The 19,232-nt window shown below is 49.6% G+C and carries 22 protein-coding genes; 6 read left to right on the forward strand and 16 right to left on the reverse strand.

The annotated features are described in order from the left end of the window. The first annotated feature begins 41 nt into the window (after positions 1–41). Both ACERY3_RS24890 and ACERY3_RS24895 read left to right on the forward strand, forming a co-directional pair. Positions 42–248 carry a DUF905 family protein gene (locus tag ACERY3_RS24890; protein ID WP_032493183.1) on the forward strand — a complete coding sequence of 69 codons (207 nt, stop codon included), beginning with the start codon at positions 42–44 and terminating at the stop codon, positions 246–248. Positions 249–322: 74 nt separating this feature from the next. Further along, a complete protein-coding gene (locus tag ACERY3_RS24895) occupies positions 323–505 on the forward strand; it encodes a hypothetical protein (protein ID WP_014014960.1) in 183 nt (60 codons plus the stop codon). A gap of 58 nt (positions 506–563) precedes the next feature. Here the strand turns inward: ACERY3_RS24895 and ACERY3_RS24900 are convergent, their stop codons facing one another. From ACERY3_RS24900 to stbA, 4 genes are all read right to left on the reverse strand, one after another. Continuing rightward, the gene (locus tag ACERY3_RS24900) at positions 564–830 is read right to left on the reverse strand and encodes a hypothetical protein (RefSeq protein ID WP_373226757.1); all 267 of its coding nucleotides are present in this window, start codon (positions 828–830) and stop codon (positions 564–566) included. 145 nt (positions 831–975) lie between these two features. Continuing rightward, on the reverse strand, positions 976–1,344 hold the full coding sequence (gene stbC / locus ACERY3_RS24905) for a plasmid stabilization protein StbC (protein ID WP_000360828.1): 369 nt from the start codon (positions 1,342–1,344) through the stop codon (positions 976–978). 2 nt (positions 1,345–1,346) lie between these two features. Continuing rightward, positions 1,347–2,063, reverse strand: coding sequence for a StbB family protein (gene stbB / locus ACERY3_RS24910; protein ID WP_000861579.1), 717 nt, complete (start codon positions 2,061–2,063; stop codon positions 1,347–1,349). Positions 2,064–2,071: 8 nt separating this feature from the next. Next, entirely contained in the window at positions 2,072–2,503 is a 432-nt protein-coding gene (gene stbA / locus ACERY3_RS24915) for a plasmid stabilization protein StbA (RefSeq protein ID WP_029697170.1), read from the reverse strand. A gap of 466 nt (positions 2,504–2,969) precedes the next feature. On the opposite strand from stbA, the gene ACERY3_RS24920 reads away from it, so the two are divergent. Genes ACERY3_RS24920 through ACERY3_RS24935 form a run of 4 tightly spaced genes read left to right on the forward strand, consistent with a single transcriptional unit; the run spans position 2,970 to position 8,812 of the window. Continuing rightward, positions 2,970–3,395, forward strand: coding sequence for a traK protein (locus ACERY3_RS24920; RefSeq protein WP_225247941.1), 426 nt, complete (start codon positions 2,970–2,972; stop codon positions 3,393–3,395). Then, complete coding sequence (locus ACERY3_RS24925) at positions 3,395–4,927, forward strand: type IV secretion system DNA-binding domain-containing protein (protein WP_000139145.1); 1,533 nt, start codon at positions 3,395–3,397, stop codon at positions 4,925–4,927. Before ACERY3_RS24920 ends, ACERY3_RS24925 begins: the two co-directional genes overlap by 1 nt. A 4-nt stretch (positions 4,928–4,931) precedes the next feature. Next, positions 4,932–8,150: a MobF family relaxase gene (mobF, locus tag ACERY3_RS24930; RefSeq protein ID WP_373226758.1), complete on the forward strand. Its 3,219-nt coding sequence runs from the start codon at positions 4,932–4,934 to the stop codon at positions 8,148–8,150. Next, the gene (locus tag ACERY3_RS24935) at positions 8,147–8,812 is read left to right on the forward strand and encodes a DUF6710 family protein (protein ID WP_079897005.1); all 666 of its coding nucleotides are present in this window, start codon (positions 8,147–8,149) and stop codon (positions 8,810–8,812) included. Before mobF ends, ACERY3_RS24935 begins: the two co-directional genes overlap by 4 nt. A gap of 589 nt (positions 8,813–9,401) precedes the next feature. On the opposite strand, the gene ACERY3_RS24940 is transcribed toward ACERY3_RS24935, so the two are convergent. From ACERY3_RS24940 to ACERY3_RS24995, 12 genes are all read right to left on the reverse strand, one after another. Next, positions 9,402–9,872 (reverse strand): phospholipase D family protein, encoded by a 471-nt coding sequence (locus ACERY3_RS24940; protein ID WP_373226766.1) that lies wholly within the window; start codon positions 9,870–9,872, stop codon positions 9,402–9,404. A gap of 56 nt (positions 9,873–9,928) precedes the next feature. Continuing rightward, entirely contained in the window at positions 9,929–10,930 is a 1,002-nt protein-coding gene (locus ACERY3_RS24945) for an ATPase, T2SS/T4P/T4SS family (RefSeq protein WP_079897003.1), read from the reverse strand. Between the two features lie 50 nt (positions 10,931–10,980). Further along, a complete protein-coding gene (gene virB10 / locus ACERY3_RS24950; protein WP_373226759.1) occupies positions 10,981–12,114 on the reverse strand; it encodes a type IV secretion system protein VirB10 in 1,134 nt (377 codons plus the stop codon). After that, positions 12,114–13,001, reverse strand: coding sequence for a TrbG/VirB9 family P-type conjugative transfer protein (locus ACERY3_RS24955; protein WP_000758230.1), 888 nt, complete (start codon positions 12,999–13,001; stop codon positions 12,114–12,116). Before ACERY3_RS24955 ends, virB10 begins: the two co-directional genes overlap by 1 nt. A gap of 10 nt (positions 13,002–13,011) precedes the next feature. Next, positions 13,012–13,707, reverse strand: coding sequence for a type IV secretion system protein (locus ACERY3_RS24960; RefSeq protein ID WP_001208352.1), 696 nt, complete (start codon positions 13,705–13,707; stop codon positions 13,012–13,014). A gap of 10 nt (positions 13,708–13,717) precedes the next feature. After that, positions 13,718–13,849 (reverse strand): hypothetical protein, encoded by a 132-nt coding sequence (locus ACERY3_RS24965; protein WP_032493177.1) that lies wholly within the window; start codon positions 13,847–13,849, stop codon positions 13,718–13,720. Positions 13,850–13,925: 76 nt separating this feature from the next. Further along, positions 13,926–14,951 carry a type IV secretion system protein gene (locus tag ACERY3_RS24970; protein ID WP_373226760.1) on the reverse strand — a complete coding sequence of 342 codons (1,026 nt, stop codon included), beginning with the start codon at positions 14,949–14,951 and terminating at the stop codon, positions 13,926–13,928. A gap of 9 nt (positions 14,952–14,960) precedes the next feature. Beyond that, positions 14,961–15,215: an EexN family lipoprotein gene (locus tag ACERY3_RS24975; RefSeq protein ID WP_158115808.1), complete on the reverse strand. Its 255-nt coding sequence runs from the start codon at positions 15,213–15,215 to the stop codon at positions 14,961–14,963. 11 nt (positions 15,216–15,226) lie between these two features. Further along, complete coding sequence (locus tag ACERY3_RS24980) at positions 15,227–15,937, reverse strand: type IV secretion system protein (protein WP_373226761.1); 711 nt, start codon at positions 15,935–15,937, stop codon at positions 15,227–15,229. 15 nt (positions 15,938–15,952) lie between these two features. Beyond that, on the reverse strand, positions 15,953–18,526 hold the full coding sequence (locus tag ACERY3_RS24985; protein ID WP_158115806.1) for a VirB4 family type IV secretion/conjugal transfer ATPase: 2,574 nt from the start codon (positions 18,524–18,526) through the stop codon (positions 15,953–15,955). Next, positions 18,527–18,844 carry a type IV secretion system protein VirB3 gene (locus tag ACERY3_RS24990; protein WP_000462629.1) on the reverse strand — a complete coding sequence of 106 codons (318 nt, stop codon included), beginning with the start codon at positions 18,842–18,844 and terminating at the stop codon, positions 18,527–18,529. Between the two features lie 39 nt (positions 18,845–18,883). Then, entirely contained in the window at positions 18,884–19,180 is a 297-nt protein-coding gene (locus ACERY3_RS24995) for a TrbC/VirB2 family protein (RefSeq protein WP_015060075.1), read from the reverse strand. Positions 19,181–19,232 lie beyond the last annotated feature (52 nt).

The following is a 19,232-nucleotide window of genomic DNA, read 5'->3' on the forward strand; positions in this document are numbered from 1 at the left end:
CCCGGTAACACAGCCCAAAGCGGCAACCTACGGAGTCCCCAATGAAACAACATATCGCTGCAATTATTCGCGAATACAACACCCCTACAATAACCGTCGAAGTAGCCAATACAGACCGCTACGATAGCGAGCAAATCGAGATCCGCCAGGTTGTGGATGGTCGCCTTGTCTGGCGAGCGTGGGACTATGAGACAGGTTTTGAAAATGACCTGCATCGCGAGCTGGCCTATTGCCATATCCCGGCCTGATTGAGCTATAAACACCCCGCCCGGTGAAAGCCGGGCAATACAGCCCAAAGCGGCACTTATCAGGAGTAAACCTAATGACACAAGTCACAACACCGTCCCAGCTGAAAGCAGAGCTGGAGAGCCAGAAAACCTACCTTCTCGAAGCCTGCCTGATGGCCTTCAATCAGTTACCTAACCAGCGAACAAAAGGCGCGTTCCCGTCAACATACGCGCTTGCAGCAAAGATTGATTACCTGTTGCAGCAGGAAAAAAAATAAGCCTTCCGACAACGACAAAGCCCGGTATTAACCGGGCTTTTCTGTATTGCACAATACACTAAAGGTTAAGCGCGTTTGCGTCCTGCGCCAGCCAGCATTGGTATGTTTCCTTTTGAAACTCCCCGCCGCAGCCGCCACCGGATTTTGATTTTCCGCAGTGCTGGCATGTACCCAGCGCGGCTTTTTCTTTCTCCCACTGTTGCCAGTTGCGGATCAGCAGCAGCTGGAAAAACTCATTTGGTGAATAGGGTTGTTTACCCATCCGGCGTACCTGCCGTAGTTCTTCCAGCTGCGCGGCTTCATCGTGCGTTAGCGTGACTGTCACGCTAACACCTTCAGCGCGTAACCGTTCGCGGCGGCGGGCTTGCCGCCGTCTGGCTAACATCCTCTCGCGTTCTGTTTTGTCCATATTTATCACCGTGACTGTCACGATTGAGAAAAGAGAAAAGGCCGGGAGTCCGGCCTTGTGGTTACTTCAGGATCAGTAAGGTCAGAGCCGCGCCAATGGCCGCGCCGACGATGGAACAAACAGCCGTCATGATCACGACGCGGTTAACGATGGTGCTGGCGTTGTTGTGCTGGAGTGATTGCCAGCGCGTCAGGAAGTCTGACCGCGCTTTGTTTTCCTCCTTCATCGCTGCCTGTATGTCTCTCAGGCTGCCGATGATTTCCGCTCTCGAATCGTCTGCCGTCAATTCAAGTGCGCTTTTGAGTTCGCCCAGCTGCTGAAGCATGTCGGCTTGTTCAACCTTCACTTGCTTCATGGCTTCTACAATTTCCTTCGCGTCTCCCAAAAACCAGTCCATCAATACGTCTAATTTATCGGGCTGCTTATCCATGCTTAATCTCCGATTAACAGGGAGAATGTTTTATCCAGGTTACTTTTAACCGGAATAGCCTGTTTCATGTAAGTATAACGACGCGCCATTTTGCGGCGTTCGTCTGCGTCAGCTGATGCTTTAGCGCGGGCTTTAAATTCTTCCGCATCTTCAGCGGTCAGCGTTTCAAACGAAATTTTATGGTGTGCAAGATATTCGTACACCTCACTATTATAGATCGCAGAGTTTTTATTAATGCGGCCTACTTTAGTTTGCTTCACGAAGTCGAAAATCGGGCTGAAAACATTTTCAACATCATCACCCGGATTAACGCGGTTTGGAACAAAGATAATCTTTTTGTTATCCACGCCAGCCTTGCTTAACGTGTGCGCCGTTTTCATACTTTCTTTGATGGCTTTATCTTCCGGTGTTACCGGAATGAAATACATATCAAATTCATTTGCGCCGCCATCGAAGCGGGACATTGCCATTAAAAACGGTTCCACGTTTGACGCGCCAATATCAATAATCGCTGCATCTTCAAAAACCACATCCTCAATCAGACGGGAAAAATCATCACCTTTAAAACTGGTGACGTTTTCAATCCCTAAATCAGACGCAGACTGGTTAATGGTTTCGACCGCGAAAAATTTCGCATCTTTCAGGCGCGGGGCGAGAAGGTAAGTTGAAACTAAAGTTTTGCCAACGCTGCCACTGTAATTAATAACCGCTACTTTCATTGCACACCTCAATATTTTTTGATGAACTCATTAGGATCGAACTCGGCTCTTGCCTCGTCAAAAAATTCCTTTCCGATGATACCCGGTGACTGTTTCGTTTCGTCTCCCTCGGTCGCACTTTGTGTATTGTGCAATACATCTTTTTTCACCTGCTCAGACTTCGCGGGTTTTTCTGTATTGTGCAATACAGGTTTCTTTTGTTGCTCACTGGCTCCGGCTGATTCTGTATTGTGCAATACAGAATCAGGGGCGGTATGTTTCGCCCGGTTTTGCCTGGCCCGATACAGGGCAGTATCAAAACTTCGGACGTTCACATTCTCCAGGCCGAAGCGTTCAGATACCGCCTTGAAAACCTCCTCTCTGGAGACTCCCAGCGACAGCATTTCTTCTACTTCCGGCAACATCATCTGAATTGCTGCCCTGATGCTTTTGGGCTTCATAGTACCCTCATGTAGAATGATGTATTTTTGATGTAATAGTGATGTATTTGTGTCGCATCAACTATCCCATGACGTAAGAGTGATGTAATTGTGGTGTAATGTCAACCATGAATTGACGTAATAGTGGTGTATTTGTGGTGTATGGGTATTCATGCAAGCATGAATACCGGGGTATTGAACGCTTTTTCACCAAAATACCCCTTAACCTCCGTAGATCGCTCCCACCAAACTGATTATTTTTTAGCCCTTAACCTGCTATACACCTAACGCAGTGCGATAAATCGCACTAACTAACTGATTTAAAAAACAAAAAATGCAATATTGAGGATTTCGGGTATTAAAAAGGTATTAAAAAAACAGCATAAGAGCATGGTTTATATGGAAATGTAGGTATTACTTTGTTAATACTTACCTCATGCGGTTAAACTACCGCCAGATTGAACACGAAAAATCACCAGTTGAGGACATGATGCCGATCATCACATGCAAGGTAACGGACGAAGAAAAAGAGCTTATCGACAGGCTGGCCGGAACGAACAGATCGGACTATATGCGCCGTTGTTTGTTGGCCGGATCAGGTGGCCGGATAGGTGGATTGAGTCAGGTTACGGAACAGATAAACGAAGTAAATCGACGCCTCGATATTCTGTTTGACCAGGTATCAGAGACAGACATGAGCGCGTTTTCCTCGGAGCTGAAAGGTCTGGTCAAGCAGCTGTCACAACTCAAGTTGCCGCCTCCAGGTCAGATGATGCTGCACGAATCCCTGGCAATCGAGACGGTGATCCTGCTGCGTTCGATGGCGACCCCGGCCAATATGAAATCCGCCTGGGGAGAGCTGGAACGTAACGGATACAAGGTATGGGAAAGTAAACAAGAGAGGAAGGAATAATGACAGAACAAGAAAGAGGACTTATATTTTTATGCTCGCTGCTGGGACCGATACCCTTTGTGTGGTTTATTACTGCAAAGTTTGTTTATGGTATTAATAGCGAAACGGCTCACTACCTTGTCCCCTATTTGCTAAAAAACACGTTCAACCTGTGGCCGTTATGGGTGGCGATTATTGCAGGTGCAGTTATAGGTTTGTGTGGCTTTATAGGATTCATTATTTACGATAAGGGTCGGGTGTATAAAGGACCACGTTTTAAACGCGTACTCCGTGGCACTAAATTAGTAAGAGCTTCATCTTTAGCCGAGAAAACAAAAGAGCGTGGTCATAAGCAATTAACGGTTGCAGGTGTTCCTGTGCCTACTGAATATGAGACTCTTCATTTTTCAATCGGCGGGGCTACTGGTACAGGTAAATCAACGATTATCAAGGAAGCTATATATTCAAGCCTGAAAAGAGGCACGGATAAGCGTATTGTTCTTGATCCAAATGGCGAATATGTTGAGACGTTTTATCGTCCCGGTGATGTGATTCTTAGCCCCTATGATAAACGTTCTCCCGGCTGGTCAATGTTCAACGAGATACGCGATGACTTTGACTATGATCTCTATGCTGTATCTATTATTCAGGAAAGTAAGGAGCGTTCAGCAGAGGAATGGTATAGATATGGTCGTCTTATTTATCGTGAGGTATCAAAGAAGTTACTCACGCTTAAACGTAGCCCAACAATGGAAGAAGTCATGCACTGGTGTACCATTGTTGAGAATGAAAAATTAAAAGAGTTTGTGAAAGGTACACCTGCGGAAGCCCTGTTTATCAAAGGCGCTGAAAGGGCCACCGGGAGCGCCCGTTTTGTCCTGGGTGACAAATTAGCCCCACACCTGAAGATGCCCGCAGGCGATTTCTCGCTGCGTGACTGGCTGGAAGATGATAAACCCGGCACGTTGTTTATCACCTGGCAGGAGCAGATGAAAAAGAGCCTCAATCCGCTGATCTCATGCTGGCTGGATATTATGTTTTCAAGCCTGCTGGGTATGGGTAAGCGCGACCAACGCACGTTGTTTTTTATCGACGAGCTGGAATCACTGGAATATCTGCCAAACCTACAGGATTTACTGACTAAGGGCCGCAAAAGCGGCGCGTCTGTATGGGCGGGCTACCAGACGTACTCTCAGCTGATTGAGCGCTACGGCATCAACATAGCGGAAACACTGCTGGGAAGTATGCGTTCCGGCATCGTCATGGGTAGCAGTCGATTAGGTAAAGAAACCCTTGAGCAAATGTCCCGCGCATTGGGCGAGATTGAGGGCGAAGTGGAACATAAACAAGGCAACCCATTCCAGGCGGGCATTGGTAACAGGCCACGCATCGAAACGCGCACCGTCAGAGCCGTTACTCCTACGGAAATATCAGAGCTGAAAAACCTCACTGGATACGTCTATTTCCCTGGTGATCTGCCTGTCGGCAAGTTCAAGACTAAACATGTGCAATACACGCGTAAGAACCCGGTTCCGGGCATCATCATGAGGTAGCGCCATGCTTGATATTACGACTATCACCCGTATCGATATTGCGTCAGTTGTAGGCTACTACGCTGATGCAAAAGACGATTACTACAGCAAAGACAGCAGCTTTACCGCGTGGCATGGTCAGGGTGCTGAAGCGCTGGGCCTTTCCGGCGAGGTCAGTTCCCAGCGCTTCAAAGAACTGCTTGTCGGGGAGATTGACCCTTTTACACAGATGAAGCGCTCCAGCGGTGACGCGACGAAAGAACGGCTGGGATACGACCTCACATTTTCCGCGCCTAAAGGCGTATCGATGCAGGCGCTGATCCACGGCGATAAGGCTATTATCGCCGCCCATGAAAAAGCGGTTGCCGCTGCCGTCCAGGAAGCGGAAAAGCTGGCTCAGGCCCGCACGACCCACGCAGGGAAAACCATTACGCAGAATACCGGTAATCTGGTTGTTGCTTCCTTCCGGCATGAAACATCACGCGCCCTTGACCCGGAGCTGCATACCCACGCCTTTGTCATGAACATGACACAGCGCGGGGATGGTCAATGGCGGGCACTTAAAAACGATGAACTGATGCGGGCCAAGATGCACCTGGGGGATGTCTATAAGCAAGAGCTGGCGCTGGAGCTGACAAAGGCCGGGTATGAGCTGCGCTATAACAACAAAAATAATACCTTTGATATGGCGCACTTTACGGATGAACAAATCCGTGGATTCTCGCGGCGTTCTACTCAGATAGAAGAAGGGCTGGCGGCTATGGGGCTGACCCGCGAAACCGCAGACGCACAGACCAAAAGCCGGGTATCGATGGCGACCCGCGACAAAAAAACAGACGACTATTCGCGTGAAGATATTCATAAAGAGTGGGTTAATCGGGCTAACGAGCTGGGGATAGACTTCAATGATCTGTCCTGGTCTGGCAAAGGCAAGGACGGCCCGCAAACTTCAATGAATACCGTTCCTAACTTCACCAGCCCGGAGGTAAAAGCCGACCGGGCGATCCAGTTTGCGCTTAAATCTCTTTCAGAGCGCGATGCGTCTTTTGACCAGTCCCGATTGCTGGCCGTGGCAAATAAAAAGGCTATCGGCCAGGCATCAAAGCAGGATATTGAAGCCGCCTATTATCGCGCTGTGGCAAAGGGGGCCATTATCGAAGGTGAAGCGCGATACACCACCACGACTGACCAGAGAAGCAAAGACGCGCCACCGCTACCAGCCATGACGAAAGCGGAATGGCAGGCGCAGCTGACCGACAAAAAAGGGATGAACAACAACCAGGCGAAGTCATTAGTTGCTGAAGGCATCAAGTCTGGCCGTCTGAAAAAGACCAGCCATCGGGTAACGACCGTTGAAGGTATCCGGGTAGAGAAAGCGGTGCTGAATATTGAGGCTCGCGGTCGGGGCAAGGTGATCGCCGCGCTGACAAGCGAGCAAGTTACCGCGCAGCTGGTCGGCAAAACCCTGAAGGCCGAGCAGCAGAAAAGCGTCGTAGATATTTGCACCACGACAGATCGCTTTGTGGCGGCCCACGGCTTCGCCGGAACCGGGAAAAGCTATATGACCATGAGCGCGAAGGCCGTTCTGGAGTCGCAGGGCTTTAACGTCACCGCACTGGCTCCCTATGGTACGCAGAAAAAATCCCTGGAAGATGAAGGTATGCCCGCCCGTACCGTTGCCGCTTTCGTGAAGGCAAAGGACAAAAAGATAGACGAGAAAAGCGTGGTCTTTATCGATGAAGCGGGCGTGATTCCGGCCAGACAGATGAAGGTGCTGATGGAAACCATCGAGAAGGCCGGGGCCAGAGCGGTATTCCTGGGCGACACCTCACAGACAAAAGCCGTAGAGGCGGGCAAGCCATTTGAACAGCTGATCAGCGCCGGAATGCAGACCAGCTACATGAAGGATATTCAGCGCCAGAAAAATGACGTGTTGCTTGAGGCGGTGAAGCTGGCCGCAGAGGGCCACATATCCGGCTCGCTGGCCCGACTCAGCAATATTAGCGCAGAGAAGGACCAGGATAAGCGACTGGAGGCTGTAGCTAATCGCTGGCTGTCATTCTCCCCGGAGCAGCGCGAAGGTACGCTGATTATTTCCGGCACAAACGAATCAAGGGTAATCCTCAACAGCCAGATTCGGGAGGCTTTGCAACTGCAAGGAAAGGGCGTGGAGGTGAATTTTCTGGAGCGTGTTGACTCCACGCAGGCCGAACGCCGGGACAGTAAATACTACCAGGCAGGGCAAATTATTATCCCCGAAAAAGACTATAAAAACGGGCTTCAGCGGGGCGAGTCTTACCGGGTACTGGATACTGGTCCGGGGAACCTGCTGACCGTGGCCGGGAGCGACGGCCAGAAAATCAGCTTCAGCCCACGTACCCATAAAAATTTGTCTGTTTATACCAGCGTGGCCGCCGAGCTGGCCGTGGGCGATAAAGTGATGGTGACGCGTAACGATAAGACGCTGGATGTGGCGAACGGCGACCGCTTCACCGTGACCGGAACCACCGAGAAAGGCACGTTTACGCTGACCAACGCGAAGGGCCGGGAAATCGAGCTGGACCGGAAGCAAGCCGCCTATCTTTCGTATGCCTATGCAACGACCGTCCATAAAGCGCAGGGGCTTACCTGCGACCGTGTGTTGTTTAACATCGATACCCGTTCGCTGACGACTTCCAAAGACGTCTTTTACGTTGGGATCTCCCGCGCCCGTCATGAAGTCGAGATTTTCACCGATGATAAAGGCCGTTTGTTGAGCAGCGCCAGCCGCAACAGTCCTAAGACCACGGCCAGCGAAATAGACCGCTTTTTGGGGATGGAGGAACGCTACAAAGACGTAAACCGGAGCTATGGCCATGACGATGGCCAACAGACAAAAAGCTATGGCCATGATGCTGGCCAACAAACCGGAGAGAAGGAAAACACCATGAAAAATGCGACAGAAGCCGCGCATGATGGTCCTGATACTTCAGGTACTGAAAGCACGTCTCAGGATTTGCGCCAGCGTGAGCAGGAGGAAGTCAACGCAGCTATCCGGTACGAGCAGAGGCAAGAAGCCACACCGGAAATGGAGGCGAACCCCTATCACGACTATGAACGGTATGCTGATGAAGGCCCGGACTATGGCGACATGCAGGACTACAGCACGTATGAAGAATATGAACGTGCGCGTGATGTGGAACTACCGCAGCATGAGCACGAAAATCATCAACATGACCACGACAAGGAGGGCTACGGCCTGTGATGTTCTGGAACCGAAATAAGAAAGAAAAAGCCGCTGCCGGCAATGAAAAAAATCGCTTCGATCACCTGCTTTCGGTGGCCGAAAAATTACCCGTTAAGGCGCTGCCTGATCTCCTTCGCGCTATCGTGCGGCCAGTACAGAGTGATTTCCTGCTGGCGGTGGCCGAAGAAGGGACTGATGCCCGCCCGGATATGACCCCGCAGGAGTTCTTCTTTGAGGGGCTTATCCAGGTGCAATCTTACGAGAAGATGAAAGAGGGCGAGCTGGACGGCGCTGATTATCCGTTGTCGCTGGCAAGTGACATGGTGCTGCCGTGGCCCTGGAGCCTGCCACGCTATATCGATAACGTTTCACGCATTGGAACCCATAAGGGCAGGCCGTGGAAGCAGGATAAAATTAACCACTATGTTGACCTGTGGTTGCCCTGGCGCATTGGCTTTGTGCGCGGCGGCAACCATTCCATAACGGCGGGCATTCTGGCCGGGGAAGGGACGCTGATCCCGGAGCACGTTTACGATATGTCCTGGCTGTTTGAGCTGGTCCGAACGGACGGTAATCACTGGTTTGTTGACGGCCAGAAAGCCGAAGCGGTGAAGTCGGGGAGGTCAGCGGCGGTGTTTGAGATAGGGCGGCTATTAGTGGAAGGATCTAAAGATCGTTGATCGATCCTCTGAAGATCCTGTACTCTCTTGCTCAGAAACGAAAAAACCACCCGGCAAGGTGGTTTCTTCGGGTGATACAGAGTTGGTGCTCTTATCACCTGGTAACTGGTTCTTAGGGGAACACAGTCACCGAGATTCAAACGTAGTGTAGCAGTCGTCATGGCTGAAATTCAAGACCCATTCCCCTAATTGAACCACGTTACCGCACAGGCTGTTACCAATGGCGGCGATTTGTCGCGCCTGACGAACTGGAAATCGTGTGTTTGTCATAGTCAGGCGTAACGGCAGCGGGAGACGGGGAGTCTGGTTAAAACCCGCAGCGTTGGAGCGAACTGTCTAAGTCGAGCCGAGAACCCTACAGCGTGAGCTATGAGAAAGCGCCACGTTGCCCGAATGGGCTAAAGGCGGTCAGGTTTCGGTAAACGATATGACAGGAACACAGGACGTAACCAGGGGGAGCGATGCCAACGAAAGGCGGCTGATCTCTAAGCTGTGTCGGGTTTCGCCTACTTCTGACTTGTAGCTTTTTTTTGAAGCTCGTCAGGAGGGGCGGAGCCTTTGGAAAAAGGCGACTTTCGCCGCCTTGTCGTTATGGCTGGTAATCCTTCCCGCGCTGCCAGCGGTCCTGCCAGTGCTCAAGATAAGGTTTTGCCAGCTGGGGCATGTTCCAGATCACCACCGCGTTTTCCGAGTTTTTTGATTCTGCTGCTTTGGTGTAGTTGAAGCTGCCCGTCTGAACTGACCGTTCATCAATAATCATCACCTTGTCGTGCTGGATAGGAAAGTCGCTATCCACCCGCAGCGGGATCTCGTTTTTCGCAATGTACTTCATCGCCCGGTGGCTTACGTCATTACGATTGCCGCGTTCGTCGATAACGATTTTCACATCGACACCGCGATTTTTAGCTTTGACAAGAGCCTGCATTATATCCATTGCAGTGAAGCTATAAGCCATCATTCGGATCGAGGATTGCGCGGAGTCGATAGCGCCAATTACCAGCGTTTGAGCGCTACCTTCAGGAGAAAACCCTACCTGTACCGATGGCGAATCGGCGGCCATCGAGGGCAGGGAGGAAAGGGCCAGAAGGCCCGTCAGGAATATGACTGCTCCTTTTCTCACTTTATCCCTCCATTCATGCACTCATACTTATATTCTGGCGAATAGTAGATTTCGCGAATCTTCCTTTTCGCCATGAAAACGACCACATCAATAGTGGAGTGCAGCAGGCGCATAATGTCAGAAATATCCAGCATACGGCCCACTTCGGTAGCTTTAACCATCAACCCTATACGGGTGAAGGCATCCATCGCCGAGTTAGCATGTGTGGAGGTTAAGCCGCCAGGGTGTCCGGTATTTAACGCCTGAAGGTAATCCCATGCAGCATCATCCCTCAGCTCTGTCATGAAGATACGATCTGGTGTCAGGCGCATACAGGCTTTAAGGCACTGCGTCGGCGTAGCCAGACCGGGTTTATCTTTACCGCCATATTTCATATAAACGGCTTCCTCCAGGTGGGTAGCTTCAACCTCGTGAGCATCCTCCATGATTATCACGCGTTCCTGTGGGCTAATGGCTTTGAGCAGGGCGCGGGTGAGTACCGTTTTCCCTGATCCGGTTTCTCCCACAACGACAACGGTTCGCTTTTTCCGTACCGCAGTAAGTAAAAATTCTTCCCGGCGTTTAGCCCGGTATAACTCTTTCAGTAGGAGATCGTCGTCGTCCAGCTCGCGCTTATGGCTGTCAATTTCCCGGCAAAACTCAAAGATACCTTCCTGGCTTAACGTCGCCAGGTCTTTATCCAGCGCGATATTTTTACGAAAAGCGATAGCGGCAGTGTTATCGATCACCGCAGGCGGTAAACAGATAATTCCCCTGGAGCCATCCGGTAACACCACATCATTAATCATCTGGCGCTTAACGTCATTGGCGCTGGTTAATGCTGCGGTCAGATTGTCGATAAACGCGCCGGTAATGCTGTCGTTCTGGATAATTTTGCGGCCTTCGAATGTGTCACAGACCACTTCGTTATAACGGTTGATACGGATTTCAAATACGCCCGGATCTTCGAAATACTCCCGCAGCGGCCCCAGTTGGTAATAAGCCGATGATTGGTTCATGTACGTTGTCTCCTGCTACAAAGAACAGTGGGCCTTCCGGCCCACGTTGATTAGTTGTCTGCCAGTGAGTAAATATCACTGAAATCGAGGTCACGAACGACGTAGATACTGATTGCGTCGCCCTGCTGGTCGTAGAGTGTTGGCGGGATGTTAATCGTGGCTCTCAGTGCTTCAGAGGCCAGTTCCTGCGAGTTGTTTTGTGTATTACTAAACTGGATATTATTGCCGTTTTGAGCTGCGGCCACGCCAGCCTGGAGCGTATCAGACAGAACGGAAATGAACACTGCCCCTTCAAAGCGATCCCAAAAGTGGGAATCAACCTGTCCGGGAACGCCAGAACTACCGAGAGAGTTGGTCCCGGCGCTATCCAGATTAACGAATGTGCCATCCGGGTTTACCACTCGTTCCCACAGCACAAAGACGCGGGCCTGACCATTTTTGAGACCACCGTTCATCTGGCCCGTAACAAATGCGCCTTTATCGATCAGTTTCACCAACCCATCGAGGGAGTACACATCACGCGTCACACGACAGGACACCATGCCGGGAACGGTCGTATCCAGCTCTGTAGACGTGCCACACGGTATCATTGTCCCTTTCGCAATGGTCATGCTCATGTTCTGCATTACGCCCGCTCTGCTGCCTTTCAGACGGGCAGGTGTAAGCTCTTTTGCTAACGCGCTGCTGCCATCGCTGCCTTCGTCGCTTTGCTGCTCTTTTTTGGCCGGAGTCTGGCTACCGCCCTGCTCGCCGGAAAGATCGCCATCAAGACGGCGCTGCATGGCGACTTCTTCCGGTGTCAGCTGCTTCTTCCCGTTACTGGCCCGGCCCGCGTTGCTATGGCTGGCTTCATATTCCGCTCTGGCTTTATCCTGCATAGCCTTCTGATTAGCGTCAGGGGCCGCAGCCCCGCCAACGTTCGGGTTAGTGTTGAACTGGTAGTTAGGCAGGCTGCTAACCCCATCATTTTTATTACCGCTGTCAGCTTTGGCCGTGTCCGGCGCTTTGCGTGTGTGCGTGTAAATAGTGACGCCAACGAAGCACATGGCGAGGATAGCCAGAACAGCAATAAAGGCTTTTAGACCTGGAGCGGTGCGGCGTTTCTGTGCGGGCATTCCCCCACGTTCATCGTTGAAGCTGTTGTTGTTATCCAGCTCGCTATCAATATCGACTTTACGGGCCATTAGTTATCCCCTCCTTTTTGCACCCTTCTTACATCCGGGGAGGCTGTGCCAGTAGAAATTGCGCCAGCTGATGGCACGTAGTTGATATTTTTAATACCAACAACTTTTGTCCAGCCAAGCCTTACACGCCATTCTTTCGCTACGTTCTGGCATTCCAGTATGTTGTTATGTTCACCAACCGGACGGCAGTTAGGGAGCGTCTCTTTGCCGCTGGACGATATGTAATAAACCTGCGGTAAATCGGCGTTTTCCGGGAACTCAAAGCGCGTGAAACGGTAGTTATCCCAAACATGGATCGGCTGAATATCTGCCATTTCCGGCTCGTCGCTCATTTCGTACTGGTAGTTTTTAGGGCCAGCGAAAGCAGACTCCCGTAGCTTCTCCGTCAGGCGCTTTTTCTCGGCCACACTGGAGGCTTTTTTCTGCTCGTCAAACGGATACTCATAAGTCAGCTGAAGCGTGGCCTGCTTCATTGACCACGGCGTTTTGATAAACGATTTTGTCTCTGTGCCGTCAGCGTTCTTTGTTGTCGTCTCGCCGATATAGTGCAGCACGATGTTATAAGACCGCTTATCAGTAACGATGGTCAGGTTGGTATCACTCATTTCGGTCTTAGGTTTCACGAAATAGTGATTAAGTTTATGTGAGAAAATCCAGCCAGCAGAATCACCGAAAGCGTGAGTGATATAGCTTTCATCCGGGGAAACGACGATATGCGTAAACAGGCCCGCTACCGCATCAATTCGCACCACATCGACCGGGTTATAAACTACCGTTTTGATACGGAAGTCATACGGTGAACTTTTCGGCGCTTGAAGCGCCGCTGCGTTGAATGTGGTCCCGGCCAGCGCCATTGCGATCACTGCGGATAAGACTACTTTTTTCATAGTACAGTCCTCAGTTCGACTCAGGGTTAACGCGGTAACTGGTGACGCGGAAGCCGAGCGGGTTGATGTAGCGCTGCGAGGCGTTCATAGCCAGCGATTTGTACTCGTAGCCCAGGATGGCAATCCAGCGCTTCGGTGGATCGTCAAAATTATTGCTACGAGAGCGGCGAACGGTCGTAAAGCGAATGGTCGCCACGCCATGCTCTCTATCGAGAATGGTTGAGTTGATGCTTACCCGCGTTGTCTCGCTGTCACCCAGGACCTTATCAATCCCCTGCTTGCCCTTGAACCGGGAAAGGTAGGCTTCCGCCACGTTCGGCGTGGACATTAAACCTACTGCGTCATAGTCCACTTGCAGGGAATAAAAATCGTAGGATTCACGGTGGATAACGTATTGAGTAAGGAAATACTTATCAATTTCGTCGCCATAGGTGGCATCGTCACGCGTCAGCTTAACCTGTGATACCTCGTGATTGCTGGGGTTCAGCGTCAACAGGAACGGCGGTATTGGCTGGCTATAACGGTAATTCACAAAAGTAGCATTACCGATTGCGACGACAGCCACAACGGATGCGACCGCAGCGACTATCCACGCCGTGCGGCGTGAAGATAACACTTCGTTCATGACGTCCACTTCCAGCCCTTTACGGCTTTCGTTGAACTCTTTGATGGCCTCTTTGGTCAGCCCTTTCTTTTTCTCTCTCATAACAACCACCTTATCCCTGTGTATCTACTGGAAGCGTTTTATTGACTGGTACGGTGTGGCTCCAGTCCGGCTCCGGCGGTGGCTTGAAACTGCTGGAACATGCCCCTAACAACAACACCCCTAAAAGTACGATTGCGCGCATAGTTTCGACCTCATTTGTCCATTGCGTTCTATTATCTTATATCCGTGAAATTGCAATTTCAACGACTTTTGTTTATTTATGCTGCTTTTCCCCGGCTACCACGCGCCTTTCCTGTCAGACCGGAACCGCTATTACTGGAGTTTGCTGTAGGATTGGCCCCACTGCCCCCTCCCGGACTACCGGACTTCCCACCAATACCGTTAGCGAGGATGTTGCTCATTCTCCCCATCGTGCTTCCCGACATCATCGCGGCCCTGGCTGCGTCCCCTATATGTGCATGTATGCCAGCCCCGAAGCTGGAAGCGACTTGCGGCACCTGGAACAAAACCAATACGGCAACTACGGTCAGCAGACACATGCCCAACACCGTACTTAATGCGTCAAAGACCCCATCACCATTAATAAACCCAGAAATCATGTTGGCGAATAAAGTCATTAACAACCCAAATACAAGGGCTAGAATTACAATAACCAAGCTGTAATTTATGACATTCCCGACCCATCTAGAGAAAACACCTGCGGTTGGCTTCCACAGCAAACAGAAAATTGCTAGAGGCCCTAAACTCAAGACAACATAAAGCAATACTTTTGCCATCAATACGAATCCAGCCCCAAGCCCTGTTATCGCGATGGTTGCGATAAGAAGAATTATCCCTATTACCAAACTCATTAATCCATTGGCCGATATACCCGCGCCATCGAATTGTGTTTTAATCGCTTCAATACAATTTGTAGTTGCACCATCGATTAATCCAGCAATACCAGTATAAGGGGTGGAGTTAAGCCCCTGAAGTTTGGTAGCAAGGGTATCGGGTAACGTCTGAATTAACCCCAATATATCGGATTGATATAACCCACCCGCAGTTGCAAAACTAAGGATGATGGCTATTGTGACGTACTGCCTTATTAACTCTGATAAAGGTTCCCCACCTCCGGGGTTAAGTGCAGAGTAAACACCCCTAACCATAAGCGATATGGTCAGGAAAATAGCCACTACAGGAGTGGCTTCCGATATAAGAGTTGATACATTAGATGCCACCGCTGAATCTAATACTTTATCAATGGTGTCAAATAATGTAGTTACGACTGTGAAGCCACTCATTATTCCCCCTTACTGAACCTTTAACAGTTCAGCTGGATCTTTGGTTTTACCTTCACGCCCATAAAGGTTTATTTCAACTTTTGCATCCATTGCATTTTTACAGTCTGCATCCTGATTTTGTTCGGCTTGTTTTTTGCACTCCGCAACCTTTTCGGTTCGCTCCTTGTCATGAGATTTGTACCAATCTTTATCGTGCTCAGGCTTACAGCCAGAAAGTAATGTGGCCGAAATTAAAAACAGAGCTGAATATGTATATTTTTTCATTTTATAATTCCTTAGTTCATAGGAGCTGGGTTTATTTCATTGTTAATGCCGTAGTTATTACGTCTAACGGCTCTTTCTCTTTGCTGCTCATATATTTTATCTTGAGCATCTTGCAGCATAGACATCAGATTTAATTTGGCCTGCTCGCCCTGGATTGCGCCTTGCGCGGTTTGAATGCGAGCCTGAAGATCAGCAACTTCCTTTACATCTTTAGTTGTGGAAATCTGATCAGTTAGTGCTTGCATATCACTTAATTCTTGCATCTGATTGTTATAGGCTTTTTCAGCTACAACACGGTCGTAAGCACCTTTCTCTGATAGGCGTTGATTCATCAGTTTCAGCGCATCAGCAGGGCTTAAATCGTCAATTTCATTGTTTACTTTGTTCATCATTGAATTGACTGATCCAGTCACAGACGATGATGAGTTCATGGCATCGCTATAAACTTTCTGCCAGTCGTCAGGAAGGTTATTAGCCAGGCTGCTTGTTGATGTATCCAGCAAATCCCCAATATTGGTTGTCTTTGCCAGGCTCTCATATGTCGCTTTTTGGGTTGCCAGCTGCTGCTTCAGTTGGTCGAGCTGGTTTGCCATTTCCTCAAGCGTTTTAGCAAGGCTGGTCGGATCGTAGACCACAACACCATTACCGATAGCGGCAGCGGTTCCGATGGTTCCCGCGCCTAACAGCCCAGCCAGTGCAATAGCAATTAACTTCGCTTTCATAACATCATCCTCTAATTAATGACGGCAAAGACGCCAATATTCTTCGATCCAGTTTTCCGGTTCTGGACCATATTTACCTATCAATTCCTCGGCCAACTCGGCATTTTGCGGCTCACCGGAAAGGATGCTGATAATGTTGTCCATTTCCATTTCATCGCGTTCTGGCGTATCGCTGTTATGAATCTTGAGATTGAACGTAGCAAGAGCTGACTGTGACCCCTGCTTAACGAGGAACTGGCGCGAATGCTCAGGAATTTTGAGCAACACATCAAACTCCGCATCGGTCAGGAAGGAGTAGTCCTTACGACTGGCATCAGGATCGCGCAGGCAGATTTTTGATGGCGTTTGCGACATCACCGTTTTACCAATGCTGCTTGCGAGCGCGTCATTTGGCTCTTGCGTGGAAAACAAATAAATCGCATCTTTCTTACGGTCTGTTTTAATGCCGCGTTTTATTTCCAGCTTTAAAACAGGATCGTCAAGATAAGCGTGAAATTCATCGAAGCACTGAATAACGCGGCGCTTCCCGTCAATCGAATTACGGATACGGTAAAGCAAGTACATTAACAATGGCGTTCTGGCCGGGCTGGGAATCTCACCTTCCGCAGCAATGAACTCTGTCAGGTCGAAGCCGAAAATATCATGAGCATCGAGATCTAACGCATCTTCACCATTATCAAAAAGCCAGCCATACTGGCCTTCATTGGTCCAGTCTTTGATAAGGTCTTTAAGGTATGGGTGATTGATGTATCCGTTAAGGCGAGTAATATCGCGAGCTTCAGGAGGAACCAATGAATGCTCACCCATCACAGCATCTACTGCCTTATTGAGTTCCATCCCCATATCTTTATCTAACGGGCCGTTATTTGTAATTTCAGCACAGACACGCATAATATTTTTAGTGGTCGCAATATTACGCGGTGTGCCTTTCTGTTTGAGCGGTGAGAAGTTAGTTTTTACTCCCTGCTGTAAAACTTTATAGTAGCCGCCGACACTGCGAATAAACGGCTCCATTCCCCGGTCACGGTCATAGCAGAACATACGCGGATTAAACTTCATGCACTGGCATAACAGGAAATCCAGCAGCGTAGTTTTACCTTCACCAGACGTACCTGTAAGCAACATATGCCCCAGCGGGCGCTTTCCGATTGAGCGTTCTTCCAGTGGGGTGACGTGGAAGTTAAAATACAGCGGTGTACCGTTCGCGGTGCGGAACATCGTCACAGCCGGACCCCACGGATTATTGTCCGGTTTGCCGCGCATAAAATTATGGTACGGGGAGAAATGGAAGAAATTCCATGAGTTGATCGGCGTCGGGCGTGGCGCCCATTTCTGATTACCCGGAATCTTCGCAAAGTAAGCTGCTTCAGAGGCCAGCCCTACGCCGCCCCCCACGAAGCCACACTGACTTAGCATGACTTTAGCTTTACGGGCCTTGCGCTGCACTGCTCGCTGATCGGTATCGAAAACGTGAATAGTGGCATGGTGATAGCCCATCACAATTTCTTTAGAAAGCAGCATATCCAGCGCTGTATTCAACTGTTCAAGCTGGGACTGGCTTCTGTCGCCAGTTTCCATCATGGACTTCTCCTGGCGCTCCAGAAGCGTTTTAGCTGAAGCCTCGGATATGCAAGAAAACGTTTGAGTCAGCAGATATTCAAAATCAGCTTCTTTCAGCAAATTAAACTGACCCGGTTCCGTGTTTTTTTCGTAATCACGGATTTCGATAGCTGTAGTATAAAAATTGCTGTCCAGCGTTCTGACCTGAACAATATCCCCCCATACAGAACTGACAACACGGTTTTCCATGATGTAAGAACCGATACGGTCACGGCAAACAGGAACAATGGACCATTCCAGATTTACCAGGAAATAAAGAAACTCCAGCGCTTTAGAATAAGCGTGAGCAGTCGGCGGGACGGTATCAGCGACGTTGAGCATTACCGGTTCGTCGAAAATATCTGCTTCGTCTACTTCAAGCAGAGACTGTTTTTCTTCAGCGTCAGTTAGCGCTATTTCCTCACCGTTTTTATCCCGGTAATAAATACCCAGGCGTTTGATGCCATAGCCCTTCATTCCCTCCATGATCTGCTCACAGACTTCTTCCATTCCGGTGAAGGCTTCAGCCTGCATTTGAGCCAGCTCGTCAGCTGACGGTCGCTCAAACTTAGCCAGGAACTTCTGCGTCTTATCGCCTATCTGGCGATAGAGCACCGTCAGGTACAGGTCATTAACCATCTGGTTAGACCCCGTTTGCAGACGGCGGTTGTATTCATCCAGGTAGCGCGGGAAGAATTGGGTAAACTCAGAGTCAGGATACTCTTTAGACTGGTGATGATACTCATGTGACCAGACTTCTACGTGGTCAGTCCCGAAGGACTTAATCAACGTATTAAGATCATCGTTCCATGTAATCAGCTCACGGTCAGAGGCACAATCATGTGTCCGGCCATCGACTTTAAAGAAAGCAAGCAGGTCGCCATTACGCATCGAGATAATATAATCATCAAGGTGCTGGCTATGCTGCAAATACTTTTCATTAACGCTCGGCTCGTCTCTGAACGTTTTAGGTTTAAGCAATGCCACCATTTATTTCAGCTCCTTTTTCTTGTAATCCACAGGGGAATAACTTGAACCACTCCATTGTTTAAATGGCGTGTCGTGTGCATTACGAAACTTAGTCTGTAGCCATAATGAAAGGATGCGAAACATACGGTCGTCGTATTTAGTTAGCGCTGCTGCAATTGACCACAGAACCGCAAATACAAGGAGTGACCATAAATGTAACGTCATAAACAGCGTGGCCGAGATCATGAAGATAACCAGCGCCACAGTACGCGGAACGCCAGCAAGCCGGGGGACGCGTGTTGCACCTTTAAATAATGGCCGTTGTCCATTTTCAAACATAAAACCTCACTTAATGGGGGATGTACTCCCCCCCATTAATCAGCTGCCGATACCAGTCAGGGATACCAGATATGATGCGGAGCCAATGCCAACCATTGCGATTGCGAGACGGAACATAAAACCAGCGGAAATAAGATGGAACAGCCAAACGAGGAACGACACGATCACGCCGATAGTACAGGCGATAGGAATCCAGGTATCCAGCCATGACTTGATGTTGTTACCTGTACTGGCCCCGGTGTCTGCCCCGCCAGCTGCGAGGGCCAGTTCTGGCGCTGCGATACATAACAGCGCAACCAGCAGCGCAAACCCGTTATTTTTGAAAAAAGTAACCATATATACCTCTACCTTTCCTTTGTTGATTTCAATATCAATCGGCACTCGCCGA

It is taken from the genome of Enterobacter cloacae complex sp. ESBL7 (assembly GCF_041679625.1).
Taxonomy (GTDB): domain Bacteria; phylum Pseudomonadota; class Gammaproteobacteria; order Enterobacterales; family Enterobacteriaceae; genus Enterobacter; species Enterobacter asburiae_B.

Excerpts from the sequence above, each read along its gene's own strand:
- ACERY3_RS24890 (WP_032493183.1), top strand. The coding sequence starts at position 42 with ATGAAACAACATATCGCTGCAATTATTCGCGAATACAACACCCCTACA.
- ACERY3_RS24895 (WP_014014960.1), top strand. The coding sequence starts at position 323 with ATGACACAAGTCACAACACCGTCCCAGCTGAAAGCAGAGCTGGAGAGC.
- stbC (WP_000360828.1), bottom strand. The coding sequence starts at position 1,344 with ATGGATAAGCAGCCCGATAAATTAGACGTATTGATGGACTGGTTTTTG.
- stbB (WP_000861579.1), bottom strand. The coding sequence starts at position 2,063 with ATGAAAGTAGCGGTTATTAATTACAGTGGCAGCGTTGGCAAAACTTTA.
- stbA (WP_029697170.1), bottom strand. The coding sequence starts at position 2,503 with ATGAAGCCCAAAAGCATCAGGGCAGCAATTCAGATGATGTTGCCGGAA.
- ACERY3_RS24920 (WP_225247941.1), top strand. The coding sequence starts at position 2,970 with ATGATGCCGATCATCACATGCAAGGTAACGGACGAAGAAAAAGAGCTT.
- ACERY3_RS24925 (WP_000139145.1), top strand. The coding sequence starts at position 3,395 with ATGACAGAACAAGAAAGAGGACTTATATTTTTATGCTCGCTGCTGGGA.
- mobF (WP_373226758.1), top strand. The coding sequence starts at position 4,932 with ATGCTTGATATTACGACTATCACCCGTATCGATATTGCGTCAGTTGTA.
- ACERY3_RS24940 (WP_373226766.1), bottom strand. The coding sequence starts at position 9,872 with ATGGCCGCCGATTCGCCATCGGTACAGGTAGGGTTTTCTCCTGAAGGT.
- ACERY3_RS24945 (WP_079897003.1), bottom strand. The coding sequence starts at position 10,930 with ATGAACCAATCATCGGCTTATTACCAACTGGGGCCGCTGCGGGAGTAT.
- virB10 (WP_373226759.1), bottom strand. The coding sequence starts at position 12,114 with ATGGCCCGTAAAGTCGATATTGATAGCGAGCTGGATAACAACAACAGC.
- ACERY3_RS24955 (WP_000758230.1), bottom strand. The coding sequence starts at position 13,001 with ATGAAAAAAGTAGTCTTATCCGCAGTGATCGCAATGGCGCTGGCCGGG.
- ACERY3_RS24960 (WP_001208352.1), bottom strand. The coding sequence starts at position 13,707 with ATGAGAGAGAAAAAGAAAGGGCTGACCAAAGAGGCCATCAAAGAGTTC.
- ACERY3_RS24965 (WP_032493177.1), bottom strand. The coding sequence starts at position 13,849 with ATGCGCGCAATCGTACTTTTAGGGGTGTTGTTGTTAGGGGCATGTTCC.
- ACERY3_RS24970 (WP_373226760.1), bottom strand. The coding sequence starts at position 14,951 with ATGAGTGGCTTCACAGTCGTAACTACATTATTTGACACCATTGATAAA.
- ACERY3_RS24975 (WP_158115808.1), bottom strand. The coding sequence starts at position 15,215 with ATGAAAAAATATACATATTCAGCTCTGTTTTTAATTTCGGCCACATTA.
- ACERY3_RS24980 (WP_373226761.1), bottom strand. The coding sequence starts at position 15,937 with ATGAAAGCGAAGTTAATTGCTATTGCACTGGCTGGGCTGTTAGGCGCG.
- ACERY3_RS24985 (WP_158115806.1), bottom strand. The coding sequence starts at position 18,526 with ATGGTGGCATTGCTTAAACCTAAAACGTTCAGAGACGAGCCGAGCGTT.
- ACERY3_RS24990 (WP_000462629.1), bottom strand. The coding sequence starts at position 18,844 with ATGTTTGAAAATGGACAACGGCCATTATTTAAAGGTGCAACACGCGTC.
- ACERY3_RS24995 (WP_015060075.1), bottom strand. The coding sequence starts at position 19,180 with ATGGTTACTTTTTTCAAAAATAACGGGTTTGCGCTGCTGGTTGCGCTG.